The 13,388-nt window shown below is 68.9% G+C and carries 14 protein-coding genes; 7 read left to right on the top strand and 7 right to left on the bottom strand.

Going from position 1 to position 13,388, the window contains the following annotated elements; translation table 11 throughout:
* Window position 1: 1 nt before the first annotated feature.
* The 6 genes from FHR84_RS15085 to FHR84_RS23320 form a co-directional block, all read right to left on the bottom strand.
* Entirely contained in the window at window positions 2-1,357 is a 1,356-nt protein-coding gene (locus FHR84_RS15085) for a sulfate adenylyltransferase subunit 1 (RefSeq protein ID WP_179536144.1), read from the bottom strand.
* On the bottom strand, window positions 1,357-2,319 hold the full coding sequence (cysD, locus tag FHR84_RS15090; protein ID WP_218862913.1) for a sulfate adenylyltransferase subunit CysD: 963 nt from the start codon (window positions 2,317-2,319) through the stop codon (window positions 1,357-1,359). The genes FHR84_RS15085 and cysD overlap by 1 nt, the downstream gene beginning before the upstream one ends.
* A gap of 113 nt (window positions 2,320-2,432) precedes the next feature.
* Window positions 2,433-3,158 (bottom strand): phosphoadenylyl-sulfate reductase, encoded by a 726-nt coding sequence (locus tag FHR84_RS15095; RefSeq protein WP_179536145.1) that lies wholly within the window; start codon window positions 3,156-3,158, stop codon window positions 2,433-2,435.
* Entirely contained in the window at window positions 3,155-3,346 is a 192-nt protein-coding gene (locus FHR84_RS23315) for a hypothetical protein (RefSeq protein WP_343075293.1), read from the bottom strand. The genes FHR84_RS15095 and FHR84_RS23315 overlap by 4 nt, the downstream gene beginning before the upstream one ends.
* Window positions 3,343-5,055: a nitrite/sulfite reductase gene (locus tag FHR84_RS15100; RefSeq protein ID WP_179536146.1), complete on the bottom strand. Its 1,713-nt coding sequence runs from the start codon at window positions 5,053-5,055 to the stop codon at window positions 3,343-3,345. Before FHR84_RS15100 ends, FHR84_RS23315 begins: the two co-directional genes overlap by 4 nt.
* Window positions 5,056-5,178: 123 nt before the next feature.
* A complete protein-coding gene (locus FHR84_RS23320) occupies window positions 5,179-5,271 on the bottom strand; it encodes a putative leader peptide (RefSeq protein WP_342751275.1) in 93 nt (30 codons plus the stop codon).
* Between the two features lie 133 nt (window positions 5,272-5,404).
* On the opposite strand from FHR84_RS23320, the gene hemW reads away from it, so the two are divergent.
* From hemW to FHR84_RS15125, 5 genes are all read left to right on the top strand, one after another.
* Entirely contained in the window at window positions 5,405-6,631 is a 1,227-nt protein-coding gene (gene hemW, locus FHR84_RS15105; RefSeq protein WP_179536147.1) for a radical SAM family heme chaperone HemW, read from the top strand.
* A 203-nt stretch (window positions 6,632-6,834) separates the two neighbouring features.
* A complete protein-coding gene (gene hrcA / locus FHR84_RS15110; protein WP_179536269.1) occupies window positions 6,835-7,860 on the top strand; it encodes a heat-inducible transcriptional repressor HrcA in 1,026 nt (341 codons plus the stop codon).
* Between the two features lie 89 nt (window positions 7,861-7,949).
* Complete coding sequence (dnaJ, locus tag FHR84_RS15115) at window positions 7,950-9,128, top strand: molecular chaperone DnaJ (RefSeq protein WP_179536148.1); 1,179 nt, start codon at window positions 7,950-7,952, stop codon at window positions 9,126-9,128.
* 372 nt (window positions 9,129-9,500) lie between these two features.
* Entirely contained in the window at window positions 9,501-10,241 is a 741-nt protein-coding gene (locus tag FHR84_RS15120) for a 16S rRNA (uracil(1498)-N(3))-methyltransferase (protein WP_179536149.1), read from the top strand.
* Window positions 10,242-10,334: 93 nt separating this feature from the next.
* Complete coding sequence (locus FHR84_RS15125) at window positions 10,335-10,694, top strand: histidine triad nucleotide-binding protein (RefSeq protein WP_179536150.1); 360 nt, start codon at window positions 10,335-10,337, stop codon at window positions 10,692-10,694.
* A gap of 45 nt (window positions 10,695-10,739) precedes the next feature.
* On the opposite strand, the gene FHR84_RS15130 is transcribed toward FHR84_RS15125, so the two are convergent.
* Window positions 10,740-11,567 (bottom strand): MBL fold metallo-hydrolase, encoded by an 828-nt coding sequence (locus FHR84_RS15130; protein ID WP_179536151.1) that lies wholly within the window; start codon window positions 11,565-11,567, stop codon window positions 10,740-10,742.
* Between the two features lie 187 nt (window positions 11,568-11,754).
* Here FHR84_RS15130 and FHR84_RS22495 point away from each other — a divergent pair, with 187 nt between their 5' ends.
* Both FHR84_RS22495 and ybeY read left to right on the top strand, forming a co-directional pair.
* A complete protein-coding gene (locus FHR84_RS22495; protein WP_179536270.1) occupies window positions 11,755-12,828 on the top strand; it encodes a PhoH family protein in 1,074 nt (357 codons plus the stop codon).
* Window positions 12,825-13,385, top strand: coding sequence for an rRNA maturation RNase YbeY (ybeY, locus tag FHR84_RS15140; protein WP_179536152.1), 561 nt, complete (start codon window positions 12,825-12,827; stop codon window positions 13,383-13,385). The genes FHR84_RS22495 and ybeY overlap by 4 nt, the downstream gene beginning before the upstream one ends.
* Window positions 13,386-13,388 lie beyond the last annotated feature (3 nt).

Consider the following 13,388-nt stretch of genomic DNA (forward strand, 5'->3'; position numbering starts at 1 on the left):
ATCAGTCGGCTGCGGCCGCGGCCAACGGAGCCAGGGGGACACCGACGAGGCCCGCGGCGAGCGTCGAACCGTCGGAGGGATCGAGCACGATGAACGATCCCGTGCGCTTGCTGTTCGCGTACTCGTCCACCGGCAGCGACTCCGAGGTCTGGAACCGGACCTTGCCGATCTCGTTGAGCTCCAACCGCTCCGGGGACCCCACCCCGGACAGCTCCTGCTCGTCGAACCGGGTGGACAGCTCCGTGACCTTGGCCTGGACGGTCCGTGCTCCGTGCTTGATCAGCACCCGGGCACGCGGCGCGAGCGGCTTCTCGGCCAGCCAGCAGACCGTGGCTTCGATCTCGTCGGTGACTCGGGGCTGGCTCGCGGCTGAGACGATGACGTCACCGCGCGCGATGTCCACATCGTCCTCGAGCAGGACCGTCACCGAACGGCCCGCGGCGGCACTGGGAGCCGAGCCGTCAGGTGTGTCCACCTTGGCAACCCTGCTGCGTGCTCCGCCGGGAAGTACGGCGACCTCGTCCCCCTCCGAGACGACCCCTGCCGCCACCTGGCCCGCGTAACCGCGGTAGTCCGGGTGCTCGGCGGTGCGCGGACGGATGACGTACTGCACCGGAAGCCGGAACGGGGCGTCGTGCGGGTCGGGCGCGACGGGAACGGTCTCCAGGTGCTCCAGCAGTGACGGGCCCGTGTACCAGGGAGTGCGCTCGGAGCGCTCCACCACGTTGTCGCCGTGCAGCGCCGAGACCGGAACGGTGACCACGTGGTCGTCGGAGTAGCCGAGTGCCCTGGCGTGCTCGGCGAACTCGGCCGCGATCGAAGCGTGCACCGACTCGTCGAAATCGACCATGTCGATCTTGTTGACCGCGAGCACCAGCCTGGGAACCCCCAGCAGGGCGAGGACGGCCGCGTGCCTGCGGGTCTGCTCCAGCACCCCCTTGCGGGCGTCGACGAGCAGCACCGCCAGCTGAGCGGTGGAGGCCCCGGTGACGGTGTTCCTCGTGTACTGCACGTGCCCCGGGGTGTCGGCGAGCACGAAGGTGCGCTTGGGCGTGGCGAAGTAGCGGTAGGCGACATCGATGGTGATGCCCTGCTCCCGCTCCGCGCGCAATCCGTCCACGAGCAGCGACAGGTCCGGCTGGCTCAGCCCGCGGTCGGCGCTGGCCCGGTGCACGGCCTCGAGCTGGTCGGCCAGCACCGACTTCGTGTCGTGCAGCAGGCGTCCCACCAGGGTGCTCTTGCCGTCGTCCACGGAACCCGCGGTGGCGAGCCGAAGCAGATCGGTGTGCACCGGGAGAGCGACCTCGGTGCCGCTGTCCGGTGCGAATCGCGTGAGGGTCTCGGTCTCGTCGGTCATCAGAAGTAGCCCTCCCGCTTACGGTCCTCCATGGCGGCCTCGGACATCCTGTCGTCGGCCCTCGTCGCTCCGCGCTCGGTCAGGTGGCTCGCGGCGACCTCGGCGATCACGTCGTCCACCGTGTAGGCCTCGGACTCCACCGCTCCGGTGCACGAGCCGTCGCCGACGGTGCGGTAGCGCACCGTCTTCTCGACGACCTGCTCGTCCTCGCGCGGTCCGCCCCAGGGGCCCGAGGTCAACCACATGCCGTCCCGGTCGAAGACCTCCCTGCGGTGGGCGTAGTAGAGCTCGGCGAGTTCGATCTTCTCGCGCTGGATGTAGCGCCACACGTCCAGCTCGGTCCAGTTGGACAGCGGGAACACGCGCATGTGCTCCCCGGCGCGGTGCTTGCCGTTGTAGAGGTTCCACAACTCGGGGCGCTGCCTGCGCGGGTCCCACTGGCCGAAGGAGTCGCGCAGGCTGAACACGCGCTCCTTGGCGCGGGCCCGCTCCTCGTCCCGGCGTCCGCCGCCGAACACGGCGTCGAACCGGTTCTGCTCGATGGCCTCGAGCAGGGGCTGGGTCTGCAGCGGGTTGCGGGTGCCGTCCGGACGTTCGCTGAGCCTGCCGCCGTCGATCCAGTCCTGCACCCTTTCCACGACCAGTCGCAGGTCGTGCCTGCTGACGAGCTCGTCGCGGAACTGCAGGACCTCCTCGAAGTTGTGGCCGGTGTCCACGTGCAGCAACGGGAACGGCACGGGTGCGGGCCGGAAGGCCTTCAGCGCCAGGTGCAGCAGCACCGTGGAGTCCTTGCCTCCGGAGAACAGGATCACCGGGCGGTCGAACTCCCCGGCAACCTCCCGGAAGATGTGGATCGCCTCGGACTCCAGCGCATCGAGGTTGTCCACTTGTGGCGGAGCCTCGGCTATCGCCGGATCTTCCGGCAGGTCGAGATTCTGATCCATGATCGCTTCCGTCGTCATCAGCGTGCCCTTACACAGTTATCAGTTCACCCCGTCGAGGGATGTCACGGTGCCGGTGGCACCGCCGGCCCGGTCACGGCAGCACCGCACCGTGCCATTCCACGCGCGTGGGTTCAGGCGTGCAGCCCGCACTCCGTCTTCGAGGACCCGGCCCAGCGGCCACTGCGCGGGTGCTCACCGGCCCCGGGCTTGGCAGTGCACGGCTGGCACCCGATCGAGGGGTAACCGGCGGGCACCAACGGGTTCACCAGCACGTTGTGCTCGGCTATGTAATTGTCCATGTCCTCGTCCGTCCAAGCCGCGAGCGGATTCACCTTCACCAGGTTGTTCCGGTCGTCCCAGGTGATCAGCGGAGTGTCCGCTCGGGTGGGCGAATCGACCCGCCGGAGCCCCGTGATCCACGCCTCGTAGCGGGCGAGGGTGTTCCGCAGCGGAAGAACCTTGCGCAGGTGGCAGCACCTTCCGGGGTCCCGCTCGTACAGCCGAGCCCCCTCGGAGGCGTCCTGCTGCTCCACGGTTTGCTCGGGCATCGCGTCGATGATGTTGACGTCGTACATCTGCGCGACCGCATCCCTGGTGCCGAGCGTCTCGGCGAAGTGGTATCCGGTCTCCAGGAAGAGGACGTCCACACCGGGGTGGACCTTCGAGACCATGTCCACGAGCGAGGCGTCCTGCATGTTGGAAGCGACGATCAGGTTGTCGCCGAAGGTCCGTGAGGCCCAGGAGAGCACCTCCTCGGCGCTCGCTTCGGACAGCTGCTCACGGCCCTGCTCCACGAGAGCTCCAAGCTCTTCGTCGCCACGCCGAACGCCGATATCGGGGGTGCTCTCCGCGGTCATGGTTGCTCGTCCTCCTCGGTCAGCGCCAATCCTGCGAGTCGTACCGTGAACACACGGCGGCACGCCTGGCATTTCCACGCGCCGGCAGGTTCAGCCTGCGGCATGAGTTCCTCATCACCGCAGTACGGGCAGTAGAACGGAACGGCCCTGCCTTCGGGGCCCGCGTCCGTCGAATGTCCCCCGTTCACGTTAGCGCCTCATCACTCACGCGGTTGGCCCACTCGGCAAAAGTCTCGTCGGAGGAGCGTTGTTCGAGGTAGCGACGCACCAAACGCTCCACATAATCGCCCACCTCGGCGGAGGTCACCTTGTGCCCCCGGATCTTGCGTCCGAAACCCGCGTCCCGGCCGAGTCCTCCGCCCAGGTGCACCTGGAAACCCTCGACCTGGTTGCCCTCGTCGTCCCGGACGAGCTGCCCCTTGAGGCCGATGTCGGCCACCTGAGTGCGCGCGCAGGCGTTCGGGCAACCGTTCAGGTTGACCGTGACGGGCTTTTCGATGTCGCCCTGCACGTCCTTCAACCTGCGTTCCAGGTCCTCGACCAGATCCGTGGCGCGGTTCTTCGTCTCGACGATGGCCAGCTTGCAGAACTCGATCCCGGTGCAGGCCATGACGCTGCGGCGCCAGGAGGAGGGACGCGCGTGCAGGCCGAGCTGGTCCAGCCCGGAGACGAGGCCCTCGACCTCGGGGCCGGGGACGTCGAGCACGAGCAGGTTCTGCTCCACGGTGGTGCGTATCCGACGCGACCCCACCCGTTCGGCGGCCTCGGCCACCTCGATGAGCTTGGAGCCGCTCACACGTCCGGCCACCGAGGTCACGCCCACGTAGTAGTTGCCGTCGACCTGCTCGTGAACCCCCACGTGGTCGCGCGGACCCTCCGGGAGCGGAGGAGCGGGCCCGTCGAGGAGCTCACGGCCGAGGTACTCGTTCTCCAGCACCTCCCGGAACTTCTCCGCGCCCCAGTCGGCAACCAGGAACTTCATCCTGGCCCTGTTGCGCAGCCGCCGATAACCGTAGTCCCGGAATATCTGCACCACGGCGTTCCAGACCTCGGGGACGTCCTCGAGCGGAATCCAGGTGCCCAGGCGCACGGCGAGCTTGGGGTTGGTGGACAGCCCCCCGCCGACCCAGAGGTCGAAGCCGGGGCCGTGCTCCGGGTGGTGCGCCCCGATGAACGAGACGTCGTTCGTCTCGTGCACCACGTCCTGGCGCGGGGAGCCGGAGATGGCCGTCTTGAACTTCCTGGGGAGGTTGGACAGCGACTCGTCGCCGATGTAGCGGTGGGTTATCTCACGGACGGCGGGTGTGCCGTCGACGACCTCGTCGGCCGCGATCCCGGCCACGGGGGAGCCGAGGATCACGCGCGGGCAGTCGCCGCACGCCTCGGTGGTGTAGAGCCCGACGGACTCCAGCTCCCGCCAGATGTCGGGCATGTCCTCCACGCGGATCCAGTGCAGCTGGACGTTCTGCCGGTCGGTGATGTCGGCGGTGTCGCGCGCGTAGGTCCGCGAGATCTCTCCGATGACCCGCAGCTGCTCGGTGGTGAGCGCCCCACCGTCCACGCGGATCCGCAGCATGAAGTAGGAGTCGTCCAGCTGCTCCGGCTCTATGGTTCCGGTTCGGGCGCCCGGGATGCCGGGGGCCCGCTGAGTGTAGAGCCCCCACCAGCGAAAACGGCCGCGCAGATCGGACGGGTCGATGGAGTCGAAACCACGCAGCGCGTAGATGTTCTCGATGCGGCTGCGCACGTTGAGCGGATTGTCGTCCTTCTTGGACTGTTCGTTGCCGTTGAGCGGTTCGCGGTACCCGAGCGCCCACTGTCCTTCGGCGCCGCCCTTGCCCTTGCGGGCGGGAGAACGGCGCTTCGGCTGGCTCGGTGCTTCCGTCGGGGGGACCATTCGGCCGACCTCCGGGATGACGTGGCGTTACTACGCCGCGAGGAGACTGTCTCGGGAAAGTTTGCTCACGGTTCGGAAAAGGGCGATTTCCGAACCGGGCGTCGTGGAGAACGCGGCGACGGACTAACCCGCGCTACGGCACAGCGCGCTCGACACCCGCCGCAGATCCAAGTAGCGCCGGGCGACCAGCAGCAGCTCGGTGGGGGTCGCGTCCATAGTCGTCAGCCTGCCAGGAGCTCACCGGGTGGTCCAGCGTCATCCGCATGTTGGGACGCTGTGACCGGCGTTACCCGGCGGTTCCAGGGTTCGGGATCCGGTCCGCACGTCGGTCACTGGGACACTGGGGGACGTGACCGCACAACCACTGACCGGTGAGACCCCTCCCGCGGACGGGAGTTTGCCCGAAGGGGCGTTGGAAGGCGTGGGAAAGCGTCCGTTCGGGGTTTACGTGCACGTGCCGTTCTGCGCCACCCGGTGCGGCTACTGCGACTTCAACACCTACACCGCCGACGAGCTGGACGGGGGCGGCAGCCTCGGAGGGTGGCTGGAAGCGCTCGGACGGGAACTCCGGCTCGGCGCCCGCGTGCTCGGTGGCCCGGAACACGCCCCCAGGGCGGAGACGGTGTTCGTCGGAGGGGGGACTCCCTCACTGCTCGGGGGAACCGGCTTGGCCGAGGTGCTGGACGCGGTGCGTGACTCGTTCGGCCTGTCCGCGGACGCCGAGGTGACCACGGAGGCCAATCCGGAGTCCACCTCGCCCGAGCTGTTCGACACGATCAGGAGGGCGGGCTACACCAGGGTTTCGCTGGGCATGCAGTCGGCGGCCGAGCACGTGCTGCGCGTGCTGGACCGCAGGCACACCCCGGGGCGGGCCGTGGCCGCGGCGGGCGAAGCGCGCGCCGCCGGGTTCGAGCACGTCAGCCTGGACCTGATCTACGGAACTCCGGGCGAGAGGACGCAGGACCTGCGTACGACGCTCGATGCCGTGCTGAGCGCGGGCGTCGATCACGTGTCGGCCTACTCGCTGATCGTCGAGGAGGGCACGGCGCTGGCCCGGCGGGTCCGACGCGGCGAGCTACCCATGCCGGACGAGGACGTCCTCGCGGCGAACTACGAGCTGATCGACAACGTGCTGAGCGGCTCGGGGCTGCGGTGGTACGAGGTCTCGAACTGGGCGTCCGACGAGAGGGCGCGTTGCAGGCACAACATCGGCTACTGGAGCGGCGGTGACTGGTGGGGTGCGGGGCCGGGCGCGCACAGCCACGTCGGCGGGGTCCGTTGGTGGAACCTCAAGTTCCCCGCGCGTTACGCCGCGACCCTGGGCTCCGGAAGCTCCCCCGCCGCGGGCAGGGAGGTGCTGACCGAGGAGGACCGCCGCATCGAGCGCGTGATGCTGGAGCTGCGCCTGGACAGCGGGCTTCCCGCGGAGGTGCTCGACCGGGGAGGGCTCGACGAGGCGTGGCAGGCCGTGGAGGACGGATTGCTCCGGGGCGAGCGACTGCGGGCGGGTCGCTGTGTGCTCACCGACCGGGGGAGGTTGCTCGCGGACGGGGTCGTGCGTCGTTTGATCGGTTGATCAGCCGGCCGCCCGGTGGAAGCGGCCCGTGGGACGTTCCGGTGGGAAGGGCCGAAACGGTCGGAGTGGGGAAACGGCGCCCCTCGCCTCTCGGCTGGGAGGGCGAAACACCGTAAACTCGAGTAGCGGACGGCAGGCACGACCCGTGTGTGCCGAGTCGGACGTGTCCGCCGGAGCGGGACGCGCCGGACGAGGAGGTGACGCTGGTGAACGCCGACGAGCGCCGTTTCGAGGTGCTGCGCGCGATCGTTGCCGATTACGTGTCCACCAACGAGCCGGTCGGTTCCAAGACGCTCGTCGAACAGCACGATCTCGGTGTGTCCAGTGCCACTGTGCGCAACGACATGGCCGTTCTCGAGGAAGAGGGACTGATCGCGCAGCCGCACACGAGCGCGGGTCGGATCCCCACCGATCAGGGGTACCGCACCTTCGTCGACCGGATCCACGAGATAAAGCCGTTGACCTCCCCGGAGCGCAGGGCCATCCACGCCTTCCTCGGGGGAGCTCTGGATCTCGACGACGTGATGAGGCGCAGCGTACGTCTGCTGGCACAGCTCACCCAGCAGGTCGCCGTGGTGCAGTACCCGACGCTGACCCAGTCGACGGTGCGCCACGTGGAAGTGGTGACCATCGCTTCGGCGCGTCTGATGCTGGTGCTGATCACGGACACGGGGCGGGTCGATCAGCGTATGGTCGACCTCGGGGACGTCATCGGTGAGGAGGACGTCACCCGGCTGCGTACCGTGCTCAATTCCGCGATGGCCGGCAAGCGGCTGGCCGACGCCTCCGCTTCGGTCGCCGAACTTCCGGAACAGGCGCCTCCCGAGTTACGTGAGACCATGTCGAGGGTTTGCGGTGTGCTCATCGAAACCCTGGTCGAGCACCCCGATGAGCGGATGGTTCTCGGAGGGACCCCGAACCTGACCCGCAACGTCGCGGATTTCCCCGGTTCGTTGCGGCAGGTGCTCGAAGCCCTCGAAGAACAGGTGGTCGTGCTGCGCCTGTTGGCGGCGGCCCGCGACTCGGAGGGTGTGACGGTCCGGATCGGTATGGAGAACGAGGCCGAGGAGATGCAGACCACCTCGGTCGTTTCCACCGGTTACGGTTTGCATGGGACGGTACTGGGGGGCATGGGCGTGGTCGGCCCCACCCGGATGGACTATCCGGGAACGATGGCAGCGGTTCGTGCCGTTGCGTCCTACGTGGGAGAGATCCTGGCGGGACGGTGACGTCCGCGTGGCAGGCATGTCGAGCGGCACCCATCCCTCGGGAATCTTCGGCATGTACCCGCTAGACGAGCAGAGGAAGAACGCACAAGGTGGCCAAGGACTACTACGGGATCCTCGGGGTATCCAAGGACGCGACCCAGGATCAGATCAAGCGGGCTTACCGCAAGCTTGCGCGGGAACTGCACCCTGATGTCAACAAGGAGGACGGTGCCCAGGAGCGCTTCCGGGAGGTGAGCACCGCCTACGAGGTCCTTTCGGATCCCCAGAAGCGTCAGATGGTCGATCTGGGCGGCGATCCGATGGACAGCGGCGGCGGTGGCGCGGGAGGACGCGCCGGTGGCGATCCGTTCGCCGGTTTCGGCGGCCTCGGCGACATCATGGACGCGTTCTTCGGCGGTGGCTCCGGAGGAGGCGCGGGCCGAGGTCCGCGCAGCCGTGTCCAGCAGGGTTCCGACGCGCTGTTGCGGTTGGAGCTGACGCTGGAGGACTGCGCACAGGGTGTGAACCGTGATGTCACGGTCGACACCGCTGTAGTGTGCGACACCTGTCAGGGTGGTGGTTCGAGTGCGGGAACCGCCCCCTCCACCTGCGACACCTGCGAGGGACGCGGCGAGATCCAGTCCGTGCAGCGTTCCTTCCTGGGCCAGGTCATGACCTCGCGTCCCTGCCCGGTGTGTCGCGGGCTCGGTGAGGTCATCACCGATCCGTGCCAGCAGTGCAGCGGGGACGGGCGAGTGCGCTCCAGGCGCACGATCACGGTCAAGATCCCCGGCGGTGTCGGTGACGGCATGCGGGTCCGACTCGCCGGAGAGGGCGAGGTCGGTCCGGGCGGCGGCCCGGCGGGTGATCTCTTCGTCGAGGTCGAGGAACTGCCGCACGAGCGTTTCGTGCGGGACGGTGCGGACCTGCACTGCAACGTCCAGGTGCCGATGACCGCAGCCGCGCTGGGCACCGTGGTCAACATCGAGACGCTCGACGACCAGGAGGAACTGACCGTCGAGCCGGGAACCCAGCCCGGTACCGAGTACGTGCTCAGCGGCCAGGGCTTGCCGAAGCTGCGTTCGAACGGACGCATCAGCGGCCACGGTGACCTGCACGTGCACCTGGACGTGGTCGTTCCCACCAAGCTGGACGACACTCAGGCGGACCTGTTGCGGCAGTTGGCGGCGGAACGGGACGAGGAACAGCCCGAACCCACTGTCAGCGCGAACGGCAACGGGCACCGCAGCGGGATCTTCTCGCGGTTCCGCGGGTTCGGTCACCGCTGAGACGGCCGAGGCGCGGGCGGCCCGCGCGGGCGGGCCGCCGTTCGGGCGGATAGCCCGCTCCGGCGAACCTCGCCGACCGAGCCGCGCGGCGGGGACGTTTCGCGCGAAACCGTCACTCTGGAACCGCTCCGGAAAGAACGCTTCGCGCGAAACGTTCCAAAGCTCCCCGGGACCCTTCGGCGCGGCAGCGCCGAACGACCACCCCGTTAGCCGGCACCGCCGGGGTTCTCAGTCGCGGGTCCCGCGAGGACGGCCTCGACGTGGCGTAGTGGATACCCGAATGTCGAGGATCCCGCGGCGAGCCCCGCCAGGGGCCCCGCGGACCCACCCGAGCAAACCGAGCCGCCGACCCTCCGAGCGAAGCGAGTTCCGATGCCATCCACTCTTCCGGTGTTCTCGGTCGACGAGTTGCCCGAAGGCGCGCACGCCCGGCTGGACGGCCCGGAGGGCAAGCACGCCGCCACCGTGCGCCGGATGCGCTCCGGGGCCCGGCTGATGCTGTCGGACGGACGGGGCGGACTCGCCGAGTGCCGGGTCGTGGAGGCGAGCAGGGACGCTCTCGAGCTGGAGGTGCTGGACCGGCAGCGGGTTCCCGGGCCGGAGCTGCGGGTGCGACTGGTGCAGGCACTTGTCAAGGGCGATCGCGGCGAGCTGGCCGTGGAGCTGGCGACCGAGGCCGGAGTGGACTCGATCACGCCGTGGCGGGCCGAGCGCTGCGTGGCCAAGTGGGACGACGGGCCCCGGGGGGCGAAGGCGCTCGAACGCTGGCGCAGTTCCGCGCGGCAGGCGGCGAAGCAGGCGCGCAGGGCCTGGACCCCCGTGGTCGAGGAACCCGCGGGCACCTCCGCCGTGGCGGAGTCGCTGTCCGACTGCGCGGCCGCGGTGGTGCTGCACGAGTCGGGGGAGCTCACGTTGCCGGAAGTCCCCCTGCCGCGACAGGGTCGGCTCACCGTGGTCGTCGGTCCCGAGGGCGGGATCACGGACGGCGAGTTGGACGCCCTGGTCGCCGCCGGGGCCAGGCCGGTCCGGCTGGGCCCCGAGGTGCTGCGGGCCTCGACGGCGGGAACCGTGGCCCTGGGAGCTCTGGGGGCCCTGACCGAGCGCTGGCGGTGACTCCCGGGCGGAGGGTCCCCGCTCGTTCCGGTGCGGAGTCCCGTGCGGGGCCGCTCCTCCGCCGGTGATCCGTTCACGGATAGTCTGTCCGGTATGAGCGAAGGCGAGCCCTCACTGTTCGAACGCATGATGTCCGGCGAGATTCCCGCGGACTTCGTGCACCACGACGAGCGCACGATCGCTGTCAGGGACATCAATCCCCAGGCCCCCGTCCACGTGCTGGTGGTCCCCCGGAAGCGGTACCGCAACGCGGCCGAGTTGGCCGGGGACGACCCGGAGCTGCTGGCCGAACTGTTCCGCGTGGCCGCGGACATCGCCGAACGCGAAGGCGTCGCGGAGTCCGGCTACCGGCTGCTGTTCAACACCAACGAGGACGCGGGGCAGACGGTCTTCCACGTGCACCTGCACCTTCTGGGCGGGCGGCAACTCGGAGCGCTGGCCCAGCAGGTCTGAAAGCCCCGGCGGCTCGGTTTTCGCGCGTGGTTCCGCAGGGGAACCTCAGCCGAGGTGGTCGTACTCCCCGCCGGTCCAGGCGACGTGACGCCGTGCGGAGCGCCGCACGGCTTCCTTGGCGCCGCCGAGCACCGCGTCACCGGCCAGCCCGCGGAGGTGGTCGAACTCGTACGGCTCCAGTCGCCGCACGACGCGTTCCACCAGCCCGGGCGAGAGCGGGATCCTGTTCGGGTAGCTGCGCATGAACGTCACCCACCCCCTGGCGGCCACCCCAGCGATCGTGTCCCCGGTGAGCAGCAGTCCGCTGCCCTCCGCGCCGTCCGCTACGTGCGCCACGGCCGAACCGGGGAAGTGCCCGCCGACCTCGACGAGGGTCACCCCGGGCAGGATCCGCTCCGTGGCCTCCCACTCGCGGATGACCGGGTCCTCGCGGCGCACCCACTCCCGGTCGGCGGAGTGCACCAGCACGGGGACGTCCCCGAAGCGGTGACTCCAGCTGACCTGCGAGCAGTACATGTGCGGGTGGCTGGCCACGACGACAGACACCCCGCCCAGCTCGGTGACCCTGTCCACCAGGGGCTGATCGATGTGGTTCGGCGGATCCCACAGCAGGTTGCCCTCCGGGGTCCGGACCAGGTGGGTCCAGTGCGGGATTCCGAAGCTCGGTTCGCGGCCGAGGCGGTGGAGACAGGGTTCGAGCTGTTCGTGCAGCAGCTCGTGACCGTCGGTGGCGAGCTCGTTCGGCGTCGTCCAGGACTGGCCGGTTTCGGGCACGTACTGTCGTTCGTCGGCGCAGATCGCGCACGTGGTGCTCGGGGGGTTCTCGGTGTCGGGATGTTCGACTCCGCAGGTCGCGCAGATCCACACGGTCATGAAGGCACCCTCGGGCTCGAAGCGGGCTCGAAGTCGAGCCGGTACGCTGCCGGTCCGTTCACGGAGTACCCCGGTGCCGGGAGCGCCACCGGTGAGGAGCATTCAAGTTGCCGGTTGCTCTACCATCGTAGTGGAAGGAAGCCAGTACCGAATCGCGCCAGAGCGCAGAAAGCAGGCCGGTAACAGCGTGGCCGGAATCGCAGCGGACGGGGCCGCGGCCCAATCCGGACAGCAGCCGCCCCAGACCCAGCAGACCCAGTCGACTCGTACCGTGCCGGATACGGCGGTCCTGGCCCTGCTCGGTTCCAAGGACGAGAATCTGCGGACGGTCGAGGAAGTCCTCGAAGCGGACGTGCACGTGCGGGGCAACGAGGTGACGCTCACCGGTGATTCCGCAGAGGTCACCTTCGCGGAGCGTGTGTTCGACGAGTTGATCGAACTGGTCTCCAAGGGCAATCAGCTCACTCCGGACATCGTGCGCCGCAGCGTGGCCATGCTCACGGGGGAGAACGGCGAGTCGCCCGCCGACGTGCTGGCCATGGACGTGTTGTCCCGCCGGGGACGCAGCATCCGTCCGAAGACAGCCAATCAGAAGCGCTACGTCGACGCCATCGACGACAACACCGTGGTGTTCGGCATCGGACCCGCGGGCACGGGAAAGACCTACCTGGCCATGGCCAAGGCCGTACGGGCACTGCAGGCCAAGGAGGTCAGCCGGATCGTTCTCATCCGCCCCGCCGTCGAGGCGGGCGAACGGCTCGGTTACCTGCCGGGGAGCCTCTACGAGAAGATCGACCCGTATCTGCGCCCGCTCTACGACGCGCTCTACGACATGGTCGATCCCGAGTCGATCCCGCGGCTCACCCAGGCGGGCACCATCGAGATCGCTCCGCTGGCCTACATGCGCGGCCGTACGCTCAACGACGCCTTCATCATCCTGGACGAGGCGCAGAACACCACGCCGGAACAGATGAAGATGTTCCTCACCAGGCTGGGTTTCGGCTCGCAGATCGTGGTCACCGGCGACGTGACCCAGATCGATCTCCCGGGCGGTCAGCGCAGCGGCCTGAAAGTGGTGCGCGAGATCCTGGAGGGCATCGACGACGTGTACTTCTGCACGCTGGACAGCCAGGACGTGGTGCGGCACCGCCTGGTCGGTGAGATCGTCAACGCCTACGACCGCTGGCAGGCACTTCAGGAGAGCGGTGGGAACGCGCAGTCGGCGGAACGACCCGAGGGGCGGGCACGGAAACAGGCATGAGCATCGAGATCGCTAACGAGTCCGCTGTCGGCGTTCCGGAGACGACCATCGTTTCCGTGGCGCGCTTCGCGCTGGACCAGATGGGGGTGAGCAGGCTGGCGGAGCTGTCCATCGTCCTGGTCGAGCTCGACGTCATGGCCGATCTGCACGAACGTTGGATGGACCTTTCCGGCCCCACCGACGTGATGGCGTTCCCCATGGAGGAGTACGAGGCGCCGCGCTCTCCGGAGTCCACCGACTCCGGTCCGGGGGTGCTGGGCGACATCGTGCTCTGCCCTGAGTTCGCCAGGGACCAGGCGCGCAACGCGGGCCACAGGATGGAGGACGAGCTCTACCTGCTGACGGTGCACGGAGTCCTTCACCTGCTCGGCTACGACCACGCCGAGCCGGAGGAGGAGCGCGAGATGTTCGGGCTGCAGAACCGGTTGCTGGGGGAGTTCCGCGAGGCCAAGACCGAGGCCGACCGCGCCGCGCAGCAGCGTGACGCCGATTCCAGGGTGCTCGGTGTGGTGGGGCTCGACGAATCGGCCGAGTCCGGTGAGGACGCCGAGAGGTAACGG

Source organism: Actinopolyspora biskrensis (assembly GCF_013408175.1).
GTDB lineage: Bacteria > Actinomycetota > Actinomycetes > Mycobacteriales > Pseudonocardiaceae > Actinopolyspora > Actinopolyspora biskrensis.